The organism is Streptomyces sp. CC224B, assembly GCF_030010595.1.
GTDB classification, from domain to species: Bacteria; Actinomycetota; Actinomycetes; order Streptomycetales; family Streptomycetaceae; genus Streptomyces; species Streptomyces longispororuber.
The window spans coordinates 67,948-90,742 of sequence record NZ_JASCXL010000013.1; the positions used below are offsets into that span (position 1 = coordinate 67,948).

Consider the following 22,795-nt stretch of genomic DNA (forward strand, 5'->3'; position numbering starts at 1 on the left):
CCTCCGTCACACGTTCGAGTGCATGAATCAGGAGACGACGCCCAATTACCCAGAGTTCCTACATAATGACGTGAAGTCACTCCAATGGGCTAGGGCGGCTCCGTGCCCGCCGATGGGGTACGGGGGGAGGGGCATGATCCTGGTGACAGGCGCCGGCGGCCATCTGGGCGCCAATCTCGTACGCCGGCTGCTGGCGGACGGCCACGACGTACGCGCCCTGGTGCCCGCCTGGGAGTCCGCCTCGCAGGCACTGGCGGGCCTGCCCGTCGAGCGCGCCGCGGGGGACGTACGGGACGCGGCGGCCGTGGAGCGCGCGGTCAAGGGGTGCGGGAGCGTCTTCCACTGCGCGGCCCGCGTGTCGACCTCCGCCCGGGGACACCGTGACACGTACGCCGTCAACGTACTCGGGACGCGCAATGTCCTGGACAGCGCGCTGCGTTGCGGGGTGGGCCGGGTCGTCGTCACCGGCTCGTTCAGCGCGACGGGCGGCCGGCCGGGGCGGGCGAGCACGGAGCGGGACCTGCACTACCCCTTCGAGAGCCACACGCCCTACACCCGGAGCAAGGTGCTGGTGGAGCACGAGTGCTGCAAGGCGGCGGCCCAGGGGCTGGAGGTGGTCGTCGCGGTGTCCACGGCGATCATCGGTCCGCACGACTACGTGCCGTCGCGCATGGGACGGCTGCTGCTCGACCACGCCCACGGCCGGCTGACCGCCTACCTGCCCGGCGGCTTCGAGTTCGTCTCCGTGCGGGACCTCGTGGACGGTCATCTGCTGGCCTGGCGGCACGGCCGCCCCGGTGCCAAGTACTTGTTGTCGACGGAGTTCTGCACGGTGGACCGGATGCTGGAGCTGTACGCGGAGGTCACCGGCCGTCCCAAGCCTCCGCTCCGGGTTCCGGCGCGGGCCATGTCCGTGCTGGCCCGGCTCGCCGAGGCGCCCAGGGCGCTCCTCGCTCCCGACCGGGAGGCCCGCTTCACCCCCGCGGCCGTCCGCTTCCTGCGCTCGCAGCGCCGGGCCGACTGCTCGCTGAGCCGGGACGTCCTGGGTTACCGGCCCACGTCCATCGCGAGCGCCGTCGAGCAGGCGTACCGCTGCTTCGTCGACCGCGGCCTGGTGGAGCGGAGCGCGCGCGTGCGAGGGGTCAGGGCGGCGCCGCGGCGAGCGCCCACCGTATCGGCCGGGGGCGGGTGATGGCCTTCCACGGCGCGGCGGCGCGACCGCATGTCGTCCCGGTACCGCGCCTGTCCGGTGGCGGGCTGCCGTGGTTCGGGCCCTGCTGGTCGTTCCGGCGGGACCCGGTGGCCCTGCTCCGCGCCGGGCGGGAACGGCTGGGCGACGTCTTCGGCTTCCCGCTGCTGGGGCAGCAAGTGGTGTTCGCCTGCGGGCCCGAGGCGCACGCGACGGTCTTCGGCGCTGAGGAGACGGTGCTCAGTCCGCAAGAGGCCTACCGCTTCATGACCCCGGTCTTCGGTACGGGCGTGGCCTACGACGCGCCACCGCAGGAGATGAGTGCCCAGATCGGCCACCTCCTGCCAGCACTGAGTTCGCGTCGGCTCGACGGGTACGCCCTCATCGCCGAGCAGGAGGTCCGTGCCCTCCTCGCACGCTGGGCGCCGCAGGGCGAGGTCGACCTGTTGAGCGAGTTGAACCGGATGACGGTGGCCATCGCCACGCGCTGTCTGATCGGTGATGAGTTCCAGCGTGGCATGGGGCCGCACCTTCCCGGGCTCTACCGGGACCTGGAGAGCGGGATCCGCCTGGCCGGCATCCTCAGCCCCGCGCTGCCGCTGCCTTCCTTCCGGCGCCGGGACCGTGCCCGCGCCGCCATCGCCCGGGCGATCGGCGACGTCATCACCGCGCGCCGTGCGACGTCGGCGGGTGCCTCCGACGGGTGTGAGGGGAAACCGGCCGCAGGGGTGGTGGACGTCGGTGGGGGCGACATGCTGGCCACGTTGCTGGCGGCCCGGACCCCGGACGGTTCCGCGCTTTCCGATGACCTTCTGACCGGCATCCTCATCGGCATGATCTTCGCCGGTCAGCACACCAGCGCCGTGCTCGCGACCTGGACCGGGGCGCTGCTGCTCCAGCATCCCGAGTACCTCGGCGCGCTGCTCGCCGAGCAGCGCGCGGTGACCGACGGCACTCTCCGGCTCGGCACCGAACCGCTGCGCCGGATGGAACTGCTGGAACGCTGCGTGAGGGAGGCCGAGCGGCTGCACCCGCCGCTGATCCTGCTCATGCGCAAGGCACTGCACGAAGTGGAGTTGGTGGGCCATACCGTTCCGGCAGGCGCCCTGGTGATGCTGTCACCCGCCGTGGCGCACCGTATGCCGGAGGTCTTCCGCGACCCCGACCGCTTCGATCCCGCCCGCTACGAGGCGCCACGCGAGGAGCACCGGCAGCCTCACAGCCTGATCGGCTTCGGCGGCGGCCGGCACCGCTGCGTCGGCCTCGCCTTCGCCTACCTCCAGGTCAAGGCCGTCTGGAGCGTGCTGTTGCGCGAGGTGGCCTTCGAGCCGGGGCACGCGGACCACCGCCCCGACTACTCCACCTTCGTCCCGGCTCCGGTGTCCTGCCGCGTCCGCTACCGCAAACGATCCGTCCCCGTACCGGAGCAGCCGTGAGCACCGTTCCGCACCGTCGCGCGGCGCGCCTCCCGGGCCCGGACGCGCCTCCGTCCTTCGCCCGGGCCCGCAGCAAGCGGGCCAAGGTCCGCGCCGCCGGCCTCGACCCCGACTACTGGTATCCGGTGGAGTACGACGCGGCGCTGCGCCCCGGCACCACCTTGGCCACGCGCTTCTGGGGCCACCACATCGTGGTCTACCGGGGGACGGACGGCACCTTGCACGCCCTGGAGGACCGCTGCGCCCACCGGCAGCTCAAACTCTCCGGCGGCGAGGTCGACGGCTGCCGCCTGACGTGCACGTACCACGGATGGACCTACGACGGGCAGGGCCACGTCGTCCACTACGCGCATGACCTGTTCGGCAGGGCCCGGCCCGAAGTGCGCATCCCGAGTTATCCGGTCGTCAGCCGGCACGGCCTGATCTGGATCTTCCCGGGCGACCCCGAGCTGGCCGGACAGCGCCGCATTCCGCGGATCCCCGAGTTGACGGGCGCCCGCCCCTGGGCACGCCTGGACGCCTCCTACACCTGGCACGCCCACCACTCGATGATCATCGACAACGTCAGCGACTTCACCCACGCCTATCTGCACCGCAAGTACCGGCCCTTCTGGGACGCCCGGCTCACCCGGCACGAGACGCGTGGGGACAGCGTGGAGCTGGCGTACGACACCTTCGTCGGCGGCGGGCGGTTCACCTCCCGCTTCGTGGATCGCAGCCGCGTGGACACCACCGGCATCGAGCTGGCCTTCCAATACCCCTACCAGCGCTCGGACACCGGCGGTTCGATCAAGCACTGGTGCTTCGTGCTGCCCATGGACCGGCGGACCACCCGTGCGTTCTTCCTGTTCTACTTCGACTCCCTGAAGATCCCCGGCACCCGGCGGCAGGTGCCGCGCGTGCTCATGGGCCCCCTGATGCGGCTGGCCGGCGCACTCGCCGTCAAGCCCCTGCTCAGGCAGGACGGCGTAGCGGTCGAGGCGGAACAGACGGGCTACGAGATCCACCACGCCGCGCCCGTCGTCGAACTCAACCCGGCCGTGGGCCTCTTCCAGGACCTCACCATCCGCAAGTGGGAGGAATTCCTTGACCGTGACCGGCTCCGGCCGCGCCCCTCACCCATCGCCCTCGCCGACGGGCGCGTCCCCGCCGACGCTCACCGCTGACATCCGGGCGGCACACGGCCTGGCGGTCCGGCACCTGCTGTCCCGGCAACGCGACGACGGGAGCTGGGAGGGCGAGATGGTGTGGAACACCATGATCCTCTCCCAGTACGTCATCGTGCGGGAGCTGGTGAAACGCCCCGTCCCGAAGGAGCGGCACGCGGCGATCGTCCGCCACTACGAGACGACCGTGACCGGCGAGGGCGGCTGGGGCCTGCACCCGGCCTCCGGCCCCTCGCTGTACTGCACCACACTCGCCCACGTGGCGCTGCGGCTGCTCGGCCTGCCCCCCGGGCATCCGCTGTGTGCGGGCTCCGCCGCGTGGCTGGCCGCCCAGCCGGGCGGGGCGCTGTCCGTGCCCACGTGGGGCAAGTTCTGGCTGGCCCTGCTGGGCCTGTACGACTGGCGGGCGGTCAACCCGCTGCCGCCGGAGATCTTCCTGCTGCCGCGCCGGGTCCCGTTCCACCCCGACCGCCTGTACTGCCACACCCGCACGATCTACCAGGCCATGGCCTACCTCTACGGGGCCCGGTTCGCCGTACGCCCGCGCGTCGCGCAGGCTCTGGAAGGCGAGCTGTTCCCCGGCCGCAGGCCGCGCCCCGCCGACCGGGCGCGGCTGGGCACCGACGCCCTCTACCCGCCCGCGCCTGTGCTGCGGGCCGTGTTCACCTGCCTGACCTGGTACGAACGCGCCCCGATGGCCCGGCCGCGGGCGCGGGCCCTGGACCGTTGCCTGCGCCGCGTGCGCCACGAGCAGCGGGTCACCGTGGAAGCGGGCATCTCCCCCGTCAGCTCGCTGCTGAACGTACTGGTGCTGCACGCCGCGGGCGCCGGTGCCGAGGAGGTCGACCGCGCGCTGGCAGGCCTGGAGAGCTGGTGCTGGCAGGACGAGGAGCGCGGGATCCGCTACGCGGGCGCGCGGTCGCACTCCTGGGACACGGCCTTCGCGCTGGAGGCCCTGTTCGCGTCCGGGCCCACGGATGTCGCGGGGCGGGCGGCAGCCGCTGAGCGGGCCGCTTCCTTCCTGATCGGCGCGCAGCTGAGGGGGGACGTCCCGGACCCCTGGGTCACCGCCCGCGCCTCCGCCGACGGGGGGTGGTGCTTCTCCGAAGGCGCCCACCGCTGGCCGGTGAGCGACTGCACGGCCGAAGCCGCCGCCGCGCTGCTGCACACCGCCGGCGCCACCGGAGGCACCGAGGCGCCGACCCCCCTCCCGGACCCGGAACGGCTGGCCCGCGCGCACCGCTTCCTGCTGGAGCGGCAGAACCGCGACGGAGGCTTCGGCACCTACGAGCCCCGCCGCGGGCCCCGGCTCCTCGAACGCCTCAACCCCTCGGAGATGTTCACCAACTGCGTGGTCGAGGACTCCTACATCGAGTGCACCGGCTCCGCCCTGGTCGCGCTGGTGGCGCTGCGCGACCACGTGCCGACGCCCGACCGCCGTGCCGGGGACCGCGCCGCGCACCGCGCGCGCCGCTTCCTGCTGAGCCGCCAGGCACCGGACGGGTCCTGGCCCGCCGCCTGGGGTGTCCACCGGATCTACGGCACGCTGTTCGCCGTGCGGGGCCTGCTGGCCGCCGGGCTCGCGCCCGGCCACCCAGGACTCGAGCGCGCGGCCCGGTGGCTGGAGCGTGTGCAGCGCGAGGACGGCGGCTGGGGCGAGCACCACCGCGGCTGCGTCGAGCGCCGGTATGTGCCCGACGAGACCAGCCGGCCCGTACAGACCGCCTGGGCGCTGCTGACCCTGCTCGGCCTCCGCCCGAATGCCGCCCCCGCCGTCGAGCGAGGCCTGGCGTGGCTGTGCCGCCACCAGCGGGCGGACGGAAGCTGGCGGCAGGAGGCGCCCGCGGGTGTCTTCTTCGGCTCGGCCATGCTCGACTACCGCCTCTACGCCGCCTACTTCCCCCTGTGGGCACTGGGCGTACGCCTGGCCGGGACGGAGTCCGTCACCGAGGACGACGGGGCGTGCGGCAGTGCGGCCCCGTAGGACCCGGACCCGACGGTTCGTCGCCGGGCACGGCGAGCGCGTCCCCTCTCCCCACCCCTCCCGCCTTCCCGTCCGTCCTCCCGTCCGTCCTCCCGCCTGCCCGCCCGAGGCACGCGTCGCCGGTCCTAGGGCCGCGACCGGCCCTGAGACCCGTAAGGACACTTGCCTTGCCACCGCTGGCCGCACGGCTGCCCGTCCCCGGGGCCTCGCGCGCCCGACCGGGCCGCGGGGACCTGGTGACCCTGGTCTTTCTCGCCTTCTCCTGGGTGCTCGCGTTGTCGCTGGAGCTCTACTTCGTCGTCCACCATCAAGACATCCGGCAACAGGACCACGTCTTCGCCGACCTGTTCCGCATCTACGGGGCGGGGGACCGCTCCTACTACGGGCAGGGGCACATCGCCTTCCCCTACGCCCTGGAGTCGCTCAACGTCTTCGTCACCCAGATCCTCAATGCCGCGCTGGCCTACGCCGTGCTGCGGCGGCGCCCCTGGCGGCATCCGCTGCAGCTGGCCGTCGGCTCCTACCTCACGTATTCCGTCGTCCTCTACCTGTGGCACGCGCACGCGGCCGGATACCCGGAGATGCCGGTGCGCGACGCCTGGGGCTACTTCATCTTCTACGCGCCCAACCTGCCCTGGCTGCTGGGCAACCTGTGGCTGGCGGCGACGGCGTTCCGCACCCTGAGCCGCCTCGCCGCCGGTGCGGAAGCCGTACCGGCCGGGAAGGAAGACCCGCGATGACCCGCACGCGCGTCGCGATCGTGGGCGCCGGAGTGGCGGGCCTGGGCGCGGCATGGGCCCTCAGCCGCCACCCGCAGCGCTACGACATCGAGGTGTACGAGCGGGGCCCGGCCGTCGGCGGCAACGCTCGGACCGCGGACTTCCCCCGGAAGGACGGCGGCACGACACCGGCGGACGTGGCGGTGACCGCGTTCATCCCGTCCGTCTACCCGAACTACGTCGCCCTGCTGCGGACGCTGGGCATCGACACCGTCCCCACCCGCTTCAGCTACGCCGTGCACTACGGCGACGAGGTCTACGCCCACGACACCGACAGCGCGCTGCGCCGCCGGCTCCAGCCGGACATCACCGCCTTCCGCCGACTGCTGCGCACCGTCGGACGTTTCAACGTCCTCAGCAAGCAGCCTTCGCTCACCGCGGCGCTGCTCAACCCCTTCACCTACGTCTCCATGCGGCAGGCCCTTAACTGGTGGGGCGTCTCCGAGGCGTTCCGCTACCAGGCGCTCAAGCCGCTGTTCGTGAACTTCGTCCTGGCGTCCGGCGTCTTCGACATGCCCGCCTCGATGTTCGTCCGCTACCTGGACTTCTTCGACATCGAGCACAGCTCACCCATGGTGACCTGGCGGGGCGGCACCCGCGCGATCTACGCCCGGCTCACCCGGGACTTCGCCCACCGCATCCACCTCGACCACGCGGTGCGGCAGGTGATCCGCGACGGCGACGATGTGGTCCTCGTGGACGCCCACGGCGGGCGCGAGCGCTTCGACCACGCCGTCCTGGCCTGCAACGCCAACCACGCGCTCGCCCTCCTCGCCCGTCCCACCCGCCGCGAGCGCCGCCTGCTCGGCGCCGTGCGCTACGACGCCGGACTGCACGGCACGGCCGTGGCACACACCGACGACTCCCTCCTGCCCGACGACGCGCTGCGCGTACGCGACACCAGGAGCACCTACGTCCGCCACTACGGCAGCGCCCCCGACAACTACGAGATCACCTACGTCATGCACAACCAGCAGCCCTGGGGCGACGGACCCGCCTCCCCCCGCCTGGTCACCTACAACGCCCAGCGTCCTCCGGCACCCCAGCACGTCGTCGGCCGCTACGAGTTCCAGCACGTCGTCCACGACATCCGGCACACCGTCCTGCTGCACGCCCTCCTGCCCACGCTCCAAGGCCGCCACGGCACCTGGTACTGCGGAGCCCACACCACCGTCAACAGCCAGGAGCACGCCTTCCTGTCGGGCCTCGCCGTGGCGCGCCAGCTCGGCGCCGACTACCCCTTCGCGGGCCACCGCGAAGCCACCCGCTGGTTCAACTTCTACGGCCGGATGTGCCAGGGACCCCGCTTCCGCACGGCATGACCACCCTGCCCCCGGCTGCGGCCGGACGACCACGGCCCGGATCCGTCGCGCGTCCCCTTCCCCCCTCCCCCCTCCCGCCCTTCTCCCTCTCCCCCTCCGCCCCGCCCGTGCCGCCGCCCGCGGTCCGCGGTCCGCAAACGATCTCCGCTCCGCGTCGTCGGGGCGTCCTTCGCTGAGGAGCGACTCATGCAATCTGTCACGGGTGTCCAGGCGTACGAGGCTCTGGCCCGGGATCCCGGCGAGCGCGGACGGTGTTACACCTCGCTGGTGCGCGACTACTACGGCTTCGCCACGGAGCTCTACCGCGCCGTGTGGGGCGAGTCCCACCACTTCCCGCCCTTCCGCGGCGGGGAGAGCCGCGCGGAGGCCATGGCCGCGGCCGAGCGGGCCATCGCGGACCGCGGCGGCTTCCGCTCGGGCATGGCCGTGCTGGACGTGGGCAGCGGGGTCGGCGGTCCCGCCGTCACCATCGCCGGGCACAGCGGGGCCCATGTGACGGGCCTGGAACTGGTGCGGGAGAGGCTGGAGTTCGCCAGGGCCCACGCCGCGGCTCAGGGCATGTCCCACCTCACCGACTTCCGCTCGGGCGACGCCATGCACCTGCCGTTCGACGACGCGTCCTTCGACGCCGTCTACAGCATCCAGGCCATCTGCCACACACCGGACGCCGCCCGGGTGCACGCCGAGGTGGCTCGCGTGCTGCGTCCTGGCGGCGTCTACCTGGGCAGCGACTGGTTCCAGGCCGCCGGCCTCACGCCTGGGCAGCAGGCGCGCCTGGTGGAGCCGGTGTGCCAGGGCCTCGCGCTGCCCGCCCTGCGCACCCCGCAGGACCTGCGGCGGAACCTCGCGGCGGCGGGCCTGGTGGTGGAGGACGTCCACGACCTGGGCGACGAGGGTGACCTGGAACCCAACTGGCGTGAGATGGAAGAGGTCATGGCGGCCGTCCCGCAGCAGGACAAGACCCCCGTGCTCGACTTCATGGAGCGCGCCGGCACCGCTCTGTGCCTCGCGGCCCGCAGCGGCGCGTTCGTCATGGCGTGCTGGTTGGCACGCAAGCCCTGACAACGGCCCGCGATCCATTCGCCCCGGATGGCGTGCGGTCGCCTGGGCGGCCTACCACCGCAGCAGCACCAACTCGATGGCGAAGCCCGGCCCCATGGCGGCGACGAGGCCGACGGTGCCTTGGGGCGGCGGTGCCGACATCCGCGTGCGCAGCACGTCCAGGACGGCCACGGAGGAGAGGTTGCCGTGCTCCGCGAGCGAGCGCCGGGTGAGGTCCAGGGCGGCCGGGGGCAGACCGAGTGCCTCCTCGACGGCCGTGAGGACCTTGGGCCCGCCGCCGTGGCAGATCCAGCTGCCGACGTGCCGTGGCTCCAGACCGTGCGCGCCCAGCAGGGCGCGGGCGGCCGGAGGCAGGTGCTCGGCCACGAGGGCCGGAATGTCCGGCGACAGGAGGATCCTGAAGCCGAAGGAGCCGATCTCCCACCCCAGTGCCGCTTCCGTGCCCGGGACGAGCCGGCTGTGGCTGTCGAGGAGCGCGGGCCCGTCGGCGGTGGCCCGGTGGCCTCCGACGGCCACCACGGCCGCCGCGCCGTCACCGAAGAGGCTGCCGGCGATGAGGTTCGTCATGGAGCCGTCCTGGGGGCGGAAGGTCAGCGAGCACAGTTCCACCGCCAGCAGGACGGCTGTCCGGCCGGGGTGGGCGCGCAGGTAGTCGTTGAGCCGGGCGAGGCCGGCGGCTCCCCCGGCGCATCCGTGCCCGAACAGCGGGACGCGCTGCACGTCCGGCCGCAGCCCTGCGCGGTGGGCCAGCAGCCCCTCCAGGGAAGGGACCGCCAGACCGGTGACGGTCGTACTGATCACCGCGTCGACCTCCCGCGGGAGCACTTCCGCCGCTTCCAGCGCCTCGGTCAGCGCGCGTTCGGCCAGCTCCAGTGCCGTCCGGCGCCAGGCCCGGTTCGCCTCCGTGAAGTCCGTCAGCCGGGCGAGCTCCGGCAACGGGGCGGACAGGTGACGGGTGGCCACGCCCGAGTTCTCCCGCACCTGCCGCAGCACTTGCAGGCTGGTGGGTGAGTCCATGCGGGTCGCCCGGGCCAGTGCCGAGGTGATGTCCTCCTGCGCGTACCGGTACGGGGGCAGTGCCTTCCCGATCGCCACCACGCGCGGCGCGGGGATCTCGGTGTGCGGCGGGCGGTGTGGGCTCTTGCGGCGCATCGGCTCAGTCCCCGTTCCGGCCGTGGCGCGCGCTGCGCCCTGGGATCCGCTTCCGGCGAGCGCGGGGGCGCCGGACTGCGGGCGCCCACCAGTTGGCGGGCCCGAGGGCCGCCATGACGGCGGGCACCAGCACGCCCCGCACCAGGACGGCGTCCACCAGCGCCCCCAGCGCGACACCGATGCCGACGAACTTGAGCAGCGCGACGCCGGAGAGGCCCATGGCGGCGGTGCACGTCGCCACCGCCAGCGCCGCACAGGTCAGCAGGCGGCCGGTGCGGGCGATGCCGTCCACGATCGCCCGGCGGTTGTCGCCGTGGCGCGCGTACTCCTCCCGGATGCGGCCCAGCAGGAACACCTCGTAGTCGACGGACAGTGCCAGGGTGATGAAGAGGACGAACAGCAGCATGGACACGTCCAGGGTCCCCACGGTGGTGAAACCGCCCAGCAGTTCCTTGCCCCGGCCGTCCTGGAAGACGACGACGAGTGCGCCGAGACCGGCCCCGAGGCTGGCGACGGCCACGGTGAGGGCTTTCAGGGGCGCCACGACCGACCGGGTGAAGGCGGTCAGGAGCACCAGGAGCCCCGCGGCCAGCGCGGCGACGGTCCAGGGCAGGGCCGCCCGTACCGCCGCCGCGCTGTCGACGATCTCGGCCGCGCGACCGCCCACCTCGATCGTTCCCGGCGCGGGCGTCGCCCGGACCGCCTCGACGACCGCCTCCGCCTCCCGGGTGCCGAGGCCGGCGGAGAACGCCACCAGCAGCACGGCGGGCCCCCGCCCCGCGGCCTGGGAACCGGGGGCCGCCGGCGGCGTCACCTGGTGGACGCCCGTGACGGACGCGAGGGAGGCGAGCTGGGAGCGGTAGCCGTCCAGGTTCCCGCCGGCTTCCGGTCCGCTGACGACCACGGTGACGAGCTGGTCCGGCGGCGCGGTGAACGCGGACCGCACCCGCTGCGCCGCGGCGGCCGCCTGGGCGGACGCCGGCAGCGTACGTTCGTCCACCACCCCCAGCCGGACGTGGGTGAAGGGCAGGGCCATCAGGGCCAGCAGGACGGTGACCGCCCCGCAGGAGAGGAAGGGCCGCGCGGTCACCGCCAGGGTCACGCGTCGCCAGAAGCGGCTGCCGTCCCCGGTACGCGCACGGCGCCAGCGCCTCAGGGGGTCCCACGCCTGCGCGAGGGGGCCGAGCAGCAGCAGGCACGCGGGTACCACCGTCAGGGCGGTGACCGCGGACAGCAGGGTGACGACCATGCCCGCCAGGGACAGGCCGCGCAGCAGCGGGACCGGTACGAGCAGGACGGCGGCCAGGCAGGTGGTGACGGCCAGGGCCGAGAAGACGACCGAACGGCCGCTGGACCGCCAGGCCACCGCCAGGGCCGCCTGCGGAGGCAGGCCGCGGCTCGTCTCCTCGCGCACCCGGGCCAGCAGGAACAGGCTGTAGTCGACGGCGAGGCCGATGCCGACGGCCAGGGCCGCGCTGACCGCCACGCGTGAGACGTCCACCGACCGCGCCACCAGGCCCAGGACCGGCAGCGCGCAGCCGACGGACAGGGCGGCCACGACGCCCGGCAGGAGGGCGGACACCACCGACCCGTACGCGAAAACGAGGATGGCGAAGAGGGCGGGGGCGGCCAGCAGTTCGGCCCGGCGCAGGTCGCGTTCGATGGTCCGGTCGATCTCCCGGTTGGCCCAGATCTCACCGCTGGGCTCGACGCCCACGTCCGTGGCGGCCGAGCGGGCGGCCGCCACGATGCGGGGCACCGCCTCCTTGCGGTGCCGGTCCGTTCCCGCCAGCCGGACGGCGACCAGCGCGCGGCGCCCGTCCTTGGACCACAGCCACGGCTCGCCCGCGCTCTCCGCGGACCACACCGCGCGCACGTCGCGCTCCCGCGACAGGGCCCGCACCGCCCGGCGCGCTCCGTCCTCCACCGCCTTCCGTCTGCTCCGTTCGGAGCGGGGCGACAGGGCCAGGAGGAGGTCGGGCGAGAACACACCCGCCTGTTCGGCGTGCCGGCGGGCCCGCTCCGCCTCCGTACCGGTGGCCACCGCGCCGCCGGTGCCCAGGGCGGACAAGGCGGCCGGGGCCAGGAGGACGGCACAGACAGCGGCGGCCCCGGCACACGCCACCACCCCCCAGGCGCGTCGTCTCGTCCAGCTCATGAGGCGGTCCTCCCCTCACCGGGTTGCCCGGCCTGCGTCAGGCGGCGGTGAACAGGAGGACGGCGTTCTGCCCACCGAAGGCATAGGAGCAACTGATTCCCGCGTCCTTCGGCAAGGGGCGTGGCGCGCCGGCGACGATGTTCAGCTCGGGATCCCCCTCCTGGCTGCCGAAGTTGGCCACCGGCGGCACACGGGCGTGGCGCAGGGCGAGAACGGTGTAGGCGGCCTGGATCGCCCCCGCGGCTCCGAGCGCGTGCCCGATCACGCCTTTGGAGGCTGTGACCAGGGGCATGTGGTCACCGAAGACGCGTCGCAGCGCCACCGCCTCAAGTGCGTCGTTGGCGGGGGTGGAGGTGCCGTGGGCGTTGACGAGGCCGATGTCGTGCGGCGCGCACCCGGCGTCCTCCAGCGCCGCGGTGATCGCCCGGACGGTGCCGGCGCCCTGCGGATGCGGCGCGATGGGGTGGTGGGCGTCCGCGGTGGCGCCGTAGCCGCGCAGCAGCGCCAGGACCCGTGCTCCCCGCGCCCGCGCGCTCGACAGGCGCTCCAGGACGAGGACGGCGGCGCCCTCGCCCAGCACGAACCCGTCCCGGGCCGCGTCGAAGGGCCGGCTGGCCAGGTGCGGTTGCTCGCGGCGCCGGGACAGCGCCCGCATCCGGGCGAAGCAGGCGGCCGTCATGCGGGAGCGGGCGGACTCGCTGCCGCCTGCCAGCACGATGTCGCACGCGCCGGAGCGCAGCAGGTCCCGGGCGACTCCGATCGCGGTGGCACCGGAGGCGCAGGCGCTGGAGGTGGTGAAGTTGGGGCCGCGGGCGCCCAGGTCGATGGCGACCTCGCCGGCGGCCATGTTGGGCGCGCTGCGCGGCACCGTCAGCGGTGAGACGCGGGTCGGTGCCCCGGTGCCGAGGTGGCCGCACACGGTGGGGTACGTGTCGAGGCTGTTCCCTCCCACGCCCAGGACGACCCCGACCCGGTCGCCGTTCCAGGCGCGGGGATCGGCGTCGGCGTCGGTGACGGCCCGCCGGGCGGCGATCAGGGCGAACCGCAGGAAGGGGTCCATCCGCAGTGTGACGCTCCGGCCCAGCTCGGCGGCGGCGTCGAGGCCCGTCACCTGGCAGGAGAAATCGACAGGCAGGCCGGCGAGGAGAGGGTCGGTGGCGGCCAGGGACCGGCCGCGGCACAGCTCGGACCAGTTCTCCTGCGGGGTGTGGCCCGCCGGGGTCACCAGCCCGATGCCGGTGACGGCGACCTCAGGCCGCATCGGGGAACGCCCGTGCCGCGTCGCCGAGGGTGGAGGACGGGGACAGCTCCAGCACGTCTTCCGGGAGGACGATCCCGAATTCCTGTTCCGCCGCCACCACCAGCTCCATCAGCGACATCGAATTCATGCCCAGGCTCTCCAGGGTCCGTTCGGGGCTCAGGTCGTGGACTCCCGCCTCCACGTCCAGGTGTTCCGTCAGGAGCGCGAGGAGTTCCGCGGGCAGGACCGGTTGCGCTGGTGGGTCGCTTGGTTGCGTCGGTCGCGTCGGTTGCGTCATGTCGGCATCTCCTTGTTCCGCGTCCGCGTCCGCGATCACATCCGCATCCGCATCTGCATTCCGCCTGCCGCGCCGCGGACGGGCCATGGCGCCTCGTCCCGCCGGCAGACGCGGTCGTTCCACGGGGTCGGTCAGGCGGTTTTCCCGGCCTCCCGGACCCGCTCGCACAGCGCGCGGGCTCGGCGGGCCAGCCCTCTCAGGCGCTCCACGTGGTCTCCGATGCTTTCCTGTGCCCGCGCGCCGTCGGGGCCGAGCCCGGCGACCGAGAGGACCCCGAGCGTGCGCAGCAGGGGCAGCACCACCTGTGCGCAGTGGACCTCGTAGTTGAAGATGCCCGAGGCCGCCACCCGCAGGGCGCGCGACCGGAAGCCGGGGATCGCCACCGGGGGCATCTCGAAGTCGCGGAGTACGTCGGCGAGTGCGGCCAGGGCCTGGTCGGGGAAGGCTCGCAGGGCGTCGGCGTACAGTCCGCGGTAGAACAGCATGTGCAGGTTCTCGTCCGCGGCGATCCGGGCCATGAGCGTCTCCGCCACGGGATCGCCGCAGGCCGAACCGGCGTTCCGGTGGATCTCCCGGGTGGCCAGCTCCTGCACCGTGGCGTAGGCCAGGAAGTGCAGGACGGTCGGGAGGTCGGAGCGGTACCCCGTACTCACCTGCCGCATCCGCAGCCGCTCCAGGGCGATCGGGTCCACGGCTCTGCGGGCGTGGAGGAAGGCACGCAGGGCGTCCGCGTGGCGCCCCTCCTCGGCCGTCCACCGGTGGACCCACGTGCCCCAGGCGCCGTCCCGCCCGAACCGCGTCGCGATCTCGAGGTGGTAGCCGGGGAGGTTGTCCTCGGTGAGCAGGTTCAGGACCAGGGAGTCCTGCACGGCCTCCGGCAGCGCCGACTGCCCGGGATCCCAGGCCACGCCGCCCAGCGGGCCGTCGAAGTCGCTCCCCTGGCTCCAGGGCACGAACTGGTGCGGGAACCATTCACGGCTCACCGCCAGATGCCGCTCCAGCAGCTTCGCCGCCGATGGCTCCAGCTCCCGCACGACCCGTTCCGACCCGGCTTCCTTCACGCTCACCGCCCCGCTTCACGCTGTGGTGCGCAGGCTTCCCGTCACGCCGAAACGTGCAACAGAACCCGCCGGTCGTGTCGCCTGGCCGTGCGGTGGTGGCCGGCCAACGTATCAACGCCGACCGGTGCCCAGCTCATCGCGTTCACTCTGCGGGGACTCGAACCGCTTTGGCAAGGAGAGTAGCGGTATGTCAACCGATAGAGTGACGTGCTGTTTATGTGGACAATTCCCGTGACGCCGCCCCCTGCGCGTCGGCGTCGCTGTTCCAGCGTGCGATGTCCGCGGGGCCGTCCCGTCAGCCGCCCTCCGCCCGGACGCGGTCGGCGATGCCCAGGGTCAGGTCCTCGGCCCGCTCCTCCAGGTTCCACGCCCCGTCGCGGTAGGCGTGGTTGCTGATCCAGAACACGAGGACGTCGTCGCGCAGCGACCGGCTCACCAGCCCGAGCGACCAGTCGTTGCCGCCGTCGTGCCAGGCGAGGCGGCCGTCCGGGGTGTCGCGGACGCTCCAGCCGTAGCCGTACGCGTCCTTCGACCCCGGCTGCCGTACGTGCGGCGCGAAGAGCTTCTCCCGCGCCCGGGCGGGCAGTACGTCGTCGCTCAGGAGCGCGCGGTGCCACCGCAGCATGTCCGGGGCGGTGGAGAGCATGCCGCCGTTGCCGCGCAGGTTCCAGTACGGCCCGTCGGCGGCCCAGGGGTGGTCGAAGGGCCTGCCCTTGCTCCGCCCTTCGCTGTCGTACTCCACGGCGACCAGGTGCCGTGGCCACCGGGGCAGCACGTAGCCGGTGTGCTCCATCCCGGCGGGGGCGAACAGGTGCCGGTTCAGGAATTGTTCGTACGTCTCCCCGGACGCCTCCTCGACGATCACGGCGAGGAGGCTGTAGCCGGTGTTGGAGTAGTGGAACTCCTCGCCCGGGGCGGACCGGGGCTTCGAGGCGAGGGCCTGGCGCACCAACTCCTCGCGCGACAGCGGCTCGTAGTCGTCGCCGAGCCCCGCGACGAGGCCCGACGTGTGCGTGAGCAGGTGCTCGACCGTGATGCCGCGCTTGTCTCCGGGCACGGGCCGGATCCGGTCGAGGTGGCGGCTGACGGGGTCGGTGACCCGGAGCCGGCCCATCGCCTCCAGCTTCACGATCGCGGCCGCGGTGAACTGCTTCGTCATCGACATGACGTCGTACACGGTGCGGCAGCTCGCGGGGGTGCCGGCGGCGCGGTCCGCCGCCCCGAACCCGCCGCAGTACGCGAGCCGGTCGCCGCGGGCGGCGAGCACGGTGCCGCCGGGTCCGGCGGGCAGGGCACGGCGGAGGAAGTCGGCCACCGACTCCCCGTCGCGGGCCCCGGCCGCCGGGGAGCGCACCGTCGGCGACCCGGCGCGGGGCTCCGCGGCGCACCCGACCGACAGCAGCAGCGCGGCGAGGGCGGCGGCAGCGGACGTACGGCGGCGGTGGTTTCCGCGAGGGCGGTGGTGCGGGCAGGCCCGCGGGGTGAAGTGGCGGTGCGGGCGGGCGTGGGAGCGGTCGTTCGGCAAGGGCGTGGACATGTGGCCTCCGGCGTCGGGAATGCGCCGAGGCTGACCGGCGCCCGCAACGCACCTCAAGGCGCTAGGCTGTTCGAGCTTGTGCGAGACCGTGTACGTCCAGGTCAGGCCTGGGTCAGGGGGGGTCACGATGACCGCAGCACCACCTACTCCGCCGGTCACCGACGCGGCCGCCTTCGTGGCGGAGTTGCGCCGCCTCAAGGCGTGGTCGGGCCTCAGCTACCGCCAGTTGGAGCGCCGCGCGGCGCAGGCGGGCCACTGGCTGCCGTACTCCACGGCGGCGACCATGCTCGGCAGGGACCGGTTGCCCCGCGCGGAGCTGGTGGCCGCGTTCGTGGCGGCCTGCGGGCTGCGCGGGGACGAGGCGGAGGCGTGGCTGGACGCCCGCGTGGCCCTCGCGTGCGGGCGGCCCGCGGTGGCCGCGCCGACGGTGCGGGGCAGGGGTGCGCGGCGGCCCCTGCGGGTGCTGGCCGCAGCCGCGGCGGTCGCCGTCGCGGTCCTCGGCGGGGCGTCGCTGGGCGGTGCTTCCGGCGACGACGTGGAGACGGAGACGGCGCGCACGGCGGCCCACACGCCGCGCTCTTCCTGAGCATCGCGCCGCGCTGCGCCTGAGTCGCCCGCGGCGCTGGCCCGAGCCGCCCACCACGCTGCCCCCGAGCCGTCCGCCGCGGCGCCCCGAACCGTCTGCCGCGCTCTTCGACGAATGACCCGCCGCGATGCTCCGGAACCACCTCCGCCGCGATACTCCTCGGCGCCGCCCGTCGGATGGGACCCGCCGGGTGGACTACTCCCCCTACGTCATGCCGTGCCGGGCGCGCCCTCCGCGAGGTGGTCGAGGGTCTCGGTGAAGCCCTTCCAGGCCGTCTCGGTGTCCTCGGAGCGGTCGTGCGCGCCCCGGAACCACGCCACGAACTCGGCGACGTCAAGGAGGCTCCAGCGCAGCCGGTACAGCGCGAGCGCGGTGGCGTCCGGGGTGCGGCCGGTCAGCCGGGTGTAGCGCGCGAGGTCCGCGGGGTCGGCGGAGTGCAGGGACAGGTCGCGCTCGGGCAGGGCGAGCCCCACCGTGTCCCAGTCGACGAGCCGGTAGCCGTCGGCGCCGAGGATGAGGTTGCCCGGGTGCGGCTCGCCGTGCGTGACGACGAGGGGCGCGCCGCGGCCCCGTACCTCGGCGGCCATCGCGTCGAACTCCGCGCAGCGGGCGCGGAGCGTCGCGGCGTGCGCGGCCAGCAGTTCCCGGGCCGGTTCGGCGAACGGGCCGCCCGTCCAGGTGCCGTCCAGGTGGTCCAGCACCTCGTGGACGTCGCTGAGCCCGGCGGGCTCCAGGGTGGTCGGCGGTGTGGTCTCCGGCGGCGTCCGGCCGTGCAGCTCCGCCAGGAGGTCGAGGACCTGGTCGCGCTCGGCCGTCGACAGCCGCTGCCCGAACTCGCCCGGCCTGCCCGGCACATGGGGGAAGAGCGTGAGGGCGTAGCGCGCGTCCAGGGCGACGACGGAGCCGCCGTCCGCGGCCGGGACGGGGGCCACGACGAAGCCGAGCCCGTCGCGCTTGCGCAGGGTACGGGCGGTCTCCATGGCCCGGCGCAGCCCCTCCAGGGCCGCCGCGGCCCCCCGCCCGCAGTACTCCTTGTGCTCCAGGTCGGACACGGTGGCGAACCACCGCCCCCCGGCCTCGTCGACGACCTGCCAGTGGTGGTCCCCGAAGCCGACGGGGGCGTAGGAGACACGTGACGGGGTGACACCGAATCCCCTCACCGCGTCCCACAGGAGTTCTTCATCGAGTTCTTCCGGAAGGTTCTGCATAGCGGCACGCTAGCAACTCATAAGCGGCGTACGAAAGTTGCGGCCGAAGGCGCGGCGTCCGGCTGGGTGCCCGGTGGCCCGGGATGCGTTTCCGGAATCCGCCGACAACTGAAGGGTGCTCCGCGGGGCAGTTCGCCGGACTCCGGCGCGTGTTTCCGGCGCACCTCGGAGACGTGCACAGCGACGGTTAGGAACAGCTTCTGCCAGAACGGCCTTTGAGTTCCCCGTAGCAATAGGCCGGTCGACACATAAAAGGCACAGACACGCATACGCGCGGCACGCGGAAGAAGGAAGCGGCAACGGCCCGTGGTGACCGCCCGGGCACGTATGGAACGGCGCCCCGGCGGCGTCGGGGCGGCGACGGGCTCAGGCCGCGGCTCGGGGGACGCCGGCGGCGCGCCGCTTCAGCGGCTCCCACCAGGAGCGGTGCTCGGCGTACCAGGACACGGTGGCGGCGAGCCCGCGCGTGAAGTCGACGTGCGGGCGGTAGCCCAGCTCGGCCGCGGCCTTGGCGCACCGGAGCGAGTAGCGCGCGTCGTGGCCCTTGCGATCGGGCACCCGCTCGACGCGGTCCCAGCCGGTGCCGGTAGCGGCGAGCAGCAGTCCGGTCAGTTGCTCGTTGGTCAGTTCGGTGCCGCCGCCGATGTGGTAGACCTCTCCGGCCCTGCCGTGGCGCAGCGCAAGATCGATGCCCCGGCAGTGGTCGGAGACGTGCAGCCAGTCGCGTACGTGCTGCCCGTCGCCGTACAGGGGTACCGTCCCGCCGTCCAGGAGGCGGGTGATGAACAGCGGGATCACCTTCTCCGGGAACTGGTACGGGCCGTAGTTGTTGGAGCACCGCGTCACCACGACGTCCATGCCGTGGGTGCGGTGGGCGGCGAGGGCGAGCAGGTCGGAGGCCGCCTTGGTGGCGGCGTAGGGCGAGTTGGGGGCCAGGGGGCTGTCCTCGGTCCAGGAGCCCTCCGGGATCGAGCCGTAGACCTCGTCGGTCGACACGTGCAGGAACCGGGCGACGCCGTGGAGGCGGGCCGCGTCGAGGAGTCGCTGCGTGCCGAGGACGTTGGTGGTCACGAACGGGGCGGAGCCCGCGATGGACCGGTCGACATGCGTCTCGGCGGCGAAGTGCACGACGGCGTCGTGCCCGGGCAGCACGCGGTCCAGTACCTCGGCGTCGGCTGTGTCCCCGTGGACGAAGGAGTACCGAGGGTAATCCGCGACCGGGTCGAGGTTCTCGCGCACTCCGGCGTAGGTGAGTTTGTCCAGCACGGTGACGCGGATGCCCCGCGCTTCCGCGCGCGGCGACAGCAGCGTGGACCGGACGAATTCGGAACCGATGAAACCCGCACCACCTGTCACAAGCATCCGCATGCGGGAAAAATACATCGCCCGCCCGGGGCGCACCAGGGAGGGAATCCAGGCCGGGGCCGCGCATTCTGGCCGCCGCGGCCCGGGAAATCGGTGCGGGCCCCGTCCGAAGACCCCGGGGGAAAAGAGCCCGGGGCCGGGGAGCGCTTCACGTTTCGCATCAAGCGGAAGGGGGAGAAGGAACGCCCGGCCCACGCGGAGCGTCCCGCCGCAGTCCGTGCGCGAAAACATACGTGCAGGAGGCACCGGATTGTGTCCGCGGCGGATCAACCGGGTGGTATCGCACGGCGCCCGTGGCCGCTCCTGCCAGGCTGAAGATCACCGCGGTGAACGAGGCGCAACGGCCTGACTCGACGGCGCGAACCGGACCCGTGGCCCGGCGTACCGGCGTACCGGAATGCAGCGGCAGGCCAACCTGCAAATCTCGCCGCAACGGCCTTCCCCTGTCAATGCCTTCGGGGGCGGAAGCAGGCCTGACGCGGCCGGGAGTTTGGCCAGGCGCCGGGTGGGAGCGGGGGCGGGGCGAGGCGTTTGCGGGGTCTCCCGTCCGTCCCGTCAGCGGGACATTCCGCGGGTGCGTAAACAGCGGGCCGCCGCTGCCGCGGTGTCGCCCGGGAAGGCTTGAAGTGATTCCGCTTGCCGGTCTAACGTGACCAAACAAGACGGGTCGACGAAGCACCATTTCCCTTTCGGGTGCCCTCTGCACCGGAGACAGAACGCGCTTTTGCCAGGTATTTTCCGCGTTTTCCAGGCTCCGGTCGCCGAGATGCCCGCAGGGCTGCACCACCGTCATCGACCGCCGTCGACCGCACAGAACAAGCCAGCTAGGAACCGGAAAAGGAAACGGGAATATGTGAGGATACACGCGGTCGTTCCGAGCAGCGCTGCACAGGCGTGCGGAACGGTCGTGCCGGAGCGCTGTCCGCCGACCGGTGAAACGCCCTGACCTCCATGTTCCCGGTTCCGGCGCGCCCCGGTTCCCGCCGCATGCCGTTTCCCTTCCCTTCTGGCCCCGCCGGCTTCCGGCACCCGCCCCGTGCCGGGGCGAGGCGGACCAGGACCGCTCACACCGCACAGGAAGACCACAAGAAGGGCGCTCCCATGCAGGTTTCAGTGACGAACGAAAAGGAAGCTCGCGCAGTGAGTGCAGCGGATGTGGAGCAATCGGCTCTGAAGTGGCTGCGGGACGAGTTGGACGACCCGGAGATCACCGGTGCGGACAACTTCCTCGACATCGGCGGCCACTCGCTGACCTTCTCGAAGCTGAACATTTTCCTCGGGGACTCCTTCGGAATCGTCCTCGACATGAAGACGACGTACGACGGGTCCCTGGCCGCGGCGCTGGCCGCCGCGCAGCCTCTCGACACATCCGAGCCGAGCAATAAGTAAGGGAGTCACCACATGACCAGCAGCCCCGTGCGTACGGAGTTCGCGCTGTCGGAGGACGAACTCGCGTTCTTCCACAAGAACGGTTACATCGGTCCGCTCACCATCTACACGCCCGAAGAGATGGACCAGATGTGGAAGACCGTCCAGCGCGAGGCGCTCGACCGGTCGCACGCCGCGTACCCGGAGGTGGACAAGGGCATCGGTGCCCCGAACATCTTCAACTACGACCGGCACCTGGACATCGACCTGCTGGCGCGGCACGTCATGAACCAGCGGATCACCGACCGCGTGGCCTCGATCCTGGGCCCGGACCTGCTCTGCTGGCGCTCGGAGTTCTTCCCGAAGTACCCCGGCGACGAGGGCACCGACTGGCACCAGGCGGACACCTTCGCCAACGCCAGCGGCAAGCCGCAGCTGCTGTGGCCCGGTGAGTCCGAGGAGGAGTTCGGCGCCGGCACGCTCACCGTGTGGACGGCGTTCACCGAGTCCACCCGTGAGAACGGGTGCCTGCAGGTGATCCCCGGCACCCACCACCAGATGAACTACGACGAGTCCAAGCAGATGGACTACAACGAGGAGCGCATCAACTCCGAGGTCAAGGACGGCGTCCCGCGCGGCTTCTTCGGCTACGACTACCGGCAGCTCCAGAAGGACCCGAACTGGAAGCCCAACGAGGAGGACGCGGTCTCCTTCGAGATGGAGAAGGGCCAGTGCATCATCTTCTGGTCCACGCTGATGCACGCCTCGCTGCCGAACGTCGCCACCGGCAAGAACTACCGCATGGGCTTCGCGACCCGGTACGTGCCCACCTCCGTGCGCGTCTACCCGGACACCGACCACATCGAGGAGTACGGCGGGAGCATCTCGCTGGAGAAGTGGTCGGCCGTGCTGGCCCGCGGCCGTGACGAGTACGGCCACAACAAGATCGCCACGGAGACGCTGCGCGGGACGAAGTACCTGCCCGCGTAAGCCGGACGGCAGTACCCTCGCGCCGCGGACGTGCGGCGCGACGACTGGGTGACGACCCATGGCCCGCCCTGGCCGCGAGTCGTCACCCAGCGCGGTGTCGGGGCACGGCACCACCACCTACCGCTCACCGCCGGGCCGTCCGCCGGGGACCTCGGCGCCGGCCCGCGCGACGCCATCCGGGGGACAGCAGCACCGTGACAACACCGAGCCAGGCGCGACCCGTGGTCGCCTTCATCCCGCCGTCCTGCTGCGGAGCGGGCTACTTCCGCCGCCTGCGGCGCGAGCTGGGCGACCGGATCGACGTCCGCGCCCTCGAACTCCCCGGCCACGGCCGCCGCTACCAGGAGGCCCCCCTCACCGACGCCGCCGCGGCCGTCGCCGACCTCGCCGCGCGCGTGGACACCCCGCTCGACGCCCTGTACGGCGAGAGTCTGGGCGCCTACCTCGCGCTCGGCCTGGCGGACGTCCTGGACCGGACGCGGCCCCCGCTGCTGCTCGCCGCGTCCAACTCCCCGCCCTCGGTGCGCGACCGCATCGACCCCGGGGCGCTGGACTCCGTCGAGTCCGCGGTCGCCGCGCTGCGCGCGATGGGCGGCGAGATACCCCCGGAGGTGGTCAGCGACCCCGCGCTCGCCGAGAGCGCCTACCCGCTGATCCGCGCGGACCTGCTGCTCGCCCAGTCGTGCATCGACCTGGTCCGCGACAGCGCCGCGGCCGGGGACCTGACGGTGCTCGCCGGCGCCGACGACACCGCCCTGACCCGCATGGAAGGCTGGGCGGCGCACACCCGGGGGCGCTGCGAGGTGACGTCCCTGCCCGGCGGCCACCTGCTGTCCGCCACGAACCCCGCGGGCGTGGCCGAACGCGTTCTGGAGGCGCTGGCCCGCCGCTGAG

19 protein-coding genes are annotated in these 22,795 nt (G+C 72.9%); 11 read left to right on the forward strand and 8 right to left on the reverse strand.

Annotated features, from left to right (window positions below):
• Positions 1-133: 133 nt before the first annotated feature.
• From QK440_RS07885 to QK440_RS07915, 7 genes are all read left to right on the forward strand, one after another.
• Positions 134-1,192 (forward strand): NAD-dependent epimerase/dehydratase family protein, encoded by a 1,059-nt coding sequence (locus QK440_RS07885; protein WP_282792267.1) that lies wholly within the window; start codon positions 134-136, stop codon positions 1,190-1,192.
• Complete coding sequence (locus QK440_RS07890) at positions 1,192-2,625, forward strand: cytochrome P450 (protein ID WP_282792268.1); 1,434 nt, start codon at positions 1,192-1,194, stop codon at positions 2,623-2,625. The genes QK440_RS07885 and QK440_RS07890 overlap by 1 nt, the downstream gene beginning before the upstream one ends.
• Positions 2,622-3,791 (forward strand): Rieske 2Fe-2S domain-containing protein, encoded by a 1,170-nt coding sequence (locus QK440_RS07895; protein ID WP_282792269.1) that lies wholly within the window; start codon positions 2,622-2,624, stop codon positions 3,789-3,791. The genes QK440_RS07890 and QK440_RS07895 overlap by 4 nt, the downstream gene beginning before the upstream one ends.
• Entirely contained in the window at positions 3,718-5,775 is a 2,058-nt protein-coding gene (locus QK440_RS07900) for a prenyltransferase/squalene oxidase repeat-containing protein (protein WP_282792270.1), read from the forward strand. The genes QK440_RS07895 and QK440_RS07900 overlap by 74 nt, the downstream gene beginning before the upstream one ends.
• A 167-nt stretch (positions 5,776-5,942) precedes the next feature.
• The gene (locus QK440_RS07905) at positions 5,943-6,515 is read left to right on the forward strand and encodes an emopamil-binding family protein (protein WP_282792271.1); all 573 of its coding nucleotides are present in this window, start codon (positions 5,943-5,945) and stop codon (positions 6,513-6,515) included.
• Positions 6,512-7,876, forward strand: a complete 1,365-nt coding sequence (locus tag QK440_RS07910) for an FAD-dependent oxidoreductase (RefSeq protein ID WP_282792272.1) — start codon at positions 6,512-6,514, stop codon at positions 7,874-7,876. The genes QK440_RS07905 and QK440_RS07910 overlap by 4 nt, the downstream gene beginning before the upstream one ends.
• 186 nt (positions 7,877-8,062) lie before the next feature.
• A complete protein-coding gene (locus QK440_RS07915) occupies positions 8,063-8,938 on the forward strand; it encodes a class I SAM-dependent methyltransferase (RefSeq protein WP_282792273.1) in 876 nt (291 codons plus the stop codon).
• Between the two features lie 51 nt (positions 8,939-8,989).
• On the opposite strand, the gene QK440_RS07920 is transcribed toward QK440_RS07915, so the two are convergent.
• From QK440_RS07920 to QK440_RS07945, 6 genes are all read right to left on the reverse strand, one after another.
• Positions 8,990-10,090 (reverse strand): type III polyketide synthase, encoded by a 1,101-nt coding sequence (locus QK440_RS07920; RefSeq protein WP_282792274.1) that lies wholly within the window; start codon positions 10,088-10,090, stop codon positions 8,990-8,992.
• Positions 10,091-10,094: 4 nt separating this feature from the next.
• Positions 10,095-12,248: an MMPL family transporter gene (locus tag QK440_RS07925; protein WP_282792275.1), complete on the reverse strand. Its 2,154-nt coding sequence runs from the start codon at positions 12,246-12,248 to the stop codon at positions 10,095-10,097.
• Between the two features lie 37 nt (positions 12,249-12,285).
• On the reverse strand, positions 12,286-13,509 hold the full coding sequence (locus QK440_RS07930; RefSeq protein ID WP_282792276.1) for a beta-ketoacyl-[acyl-carrier-protein] synthase family protein: 1,224 nt from the start codon (positions 13,507-13,509) through the stop codon (positions 12,286-12,288).
• The gene (locus tag QK440_RS07935; protein ID WP_282792277.1) at positions 13,499-13,786 is read right to left on the reverse strand and encodes an acyl carrier protein; all 288 of its coding nucleotides are present in this window, start codon (positions 13,784-13,786) and stop codon (positions 13,499-13,501) included. The genes QK440_RS07930 and QK440_RS07935 overlap by 11 nt, the downstream gene beginning before the upstream one ends.
• A 131-nt stretch (positions 13,787-13,917) precedes the next feature.
• Positions 13,918-14,853, reverse strand: coding sequence for an acyl-ACP desaturase (locus QK440_RS07940; protein ID WP_282792278.1), 936 nt, complete (start codon positions 14,851-14,853; stop codon positions 13,918-13,920).
• Positions 14,854-15,142: 289 nt separating this feature from the next.
• On the reverse strand, positions 15,143-16,384 hold the full coding sequence (locus QK440_RS07945; protein WP_282792279.1) for a serine hydrolase domain-containing protein: 1,242 nt from the start codon (positions 16,382-16,384) through the stop codon (positions 15,143-15,145).
• Positions 16,385-16,511: 127 nt separating this feature from the next.
• Here QK440_RS07945 and QK440_RS07950 point away from each other — a divergent pair, with 127 nt between their 5' ends.
• Positions 16,512-16,970, forward strand: a complete 459-nt coding sequence (locus tag QK440_RS07950) for a hypothetical protein (protein WP_282792280.1) — start codon at positions 16,512-16,514, stop codon at positions 16,968-16,970.
• Between the two features lie 209 nt (positions 16,971-17,179).
• Here QK440_RS07950 and QK440_RS07955 read toward each other — a convergent pair whose 3' ends face one another.
• Positions 17,180-18,178, reverse strand: a complete 999-nt coding sequence (locus QK440_RS07955; RefSeq protein WP_282792281.1) for a phosphotransferase — start codon at positions 18,176-18,178, stop codon at positions 17,180-17,182.
• Positions 18,179-18,544: 366 nt separating this feature from the next.
• Positions 18,545-19,546 carry a dTDP-glucose 4,6-dehydratase gene (rfbB, locus tag QK440_RS07960; protein WP_282792282.1) on the reverse strand — a complete coding sequence of 334 codons (1,002 nt, stop codon included), beginning with the start codon at positions 19,544-19,546 and terminating at the stop codon, positions 18,545-18,547.
• Between the two features lie 1,137 nt (positions 19,547-20,683).
• Here rfbB and QK440_RS07965 point away from each other — a divergent pair.
• From QK440_RS07965 to QK440_RS07975, 3 genes are all read left to right on the forward strand, one after another.
• Positions 20,684-20,932 carry a hypothetical protein gene (locus tag QK440_RS07965; protein ID WP_282792283.1) on the forward strand — a complete coding sequence of 83 codons (249 nt, stop codon included), beginning with the start codon at positions 20,684-20,686 and terminating at the stop codon, positions 20,930-20,932.
• 12 nt (positions 20,933-20,944) lie between these two features.
• The gene (locus QK440_RS07970) at positions 20,945-21,901 is read left to right on the forward strand and encodes a chlorinating enzyme (RefSeq protein WP_282792284.1); all 957 of its coding nucleotides are present in this window, start codon (positions 20,945-20,947) and stop codon (positions 21,899-21,901) included.
• Positions 21,902-22,095: 194 nt separating this feature from the next.
• Positions 22,096-22,794 (forward strand): alpha/beta fold hydrolase, encoded by a 699-nt coding sequence (locus QK440_RS07975; protein ID WP_282792285.1) that lies wholly within the window; start codon positions 22,096-22,098, stop codon positions 22,792-22,794.
• Position 22,795: the final 1 nt, after the last annotated feature.

Coding starts and splice junctions, on each gene's coding strand:
- QK440_RS07945 (WP_282792279.1), bottom strand. CDS start 16,384: ATGTCCACGCCCTTGCCGAACGACCGCTCCCACGCCCGCCCGCACCGC.
- QK440_RS07935 (WP_282792277.1), bottom strand. CDS start 13,786: ATGACGCAACCGACGCGACCGACGCAACCAAGCGACCCACCAGCGCAA.
- QK440_RS07970 (WP_282792284.1), top strand. CDS start 20,945: ATGACCAGCAGCCCCGTGCGTACGGAGTTCGCGCTGTCGGAGGACGAA.
- QK440_RS07930 (WP_282792276.1), bottom strand. CDS start 13,509: ATGCGGCCTGAGGTCGCCGTCACCGGCATCGGGCTGGTGACCCCGGCG.
- QK440_RS07910 (WP_282792272.1), top strand. CDS start 6,512: ATGACCCGCACGCGCGTCGCGATCGTGGGCGCCGGAGTGGCGGGCCTG.
- QK440_RS07950 (WP_282792280.1), top strand. CDS start 16,512: ATGACCGCAGCACCACCTACTCCGCCGGTCACCGACGCGGCCGCCTTC.
- QK440_RS07920 (WP_282792274.1), bottom strand. CDS start 10,090: ATGCGCCGCAAGAGCCCACACCGCCCGCCGCACACCGAGATCCCCGCG.
- QK440_RS07925 (WP_282792275.1), bottom strand. CDS start 12,248: ATGAGCTGGACGAGACGACGCGCCTGGGGGGTGGTGGCGTGTGCCGGG.
- rfbB (WP_282792282.1), bottom strand. CDS start 19,546: ATGCGGATGCTTGTGACAGGTGGTGCGGGTTTCATCGGTTCCGAATTC.
- QK440_RS07890 (WP_282792268.1), top strand. CDS start 1,192: ATGGCCTTCCACGGCGCGGCGGCGCGACCGCATGTCGTCCCGGTACCG.
- QK440_RS07885 (WP_282792267.1), top strand. CDS start 134: ATGATCCTGGTGACAGGCGCCGGCGGCCATCTGGGCGCCAATCTCGTA.
- QK440_RS07915 (WP_282792273.1), top strand. CDS start 8,063: ATGCAATCTGTCACGGGTGTCCAGGCGTACGAGGCTCTGGCCCGGGAT.
- QK440_RS07955 (WP_282792281.1), bottom strand. CDS start 18,178: ATGCAGAACCTTCCGGAAGAACTCGATGAAGAACTCCTGTGGGACGCG.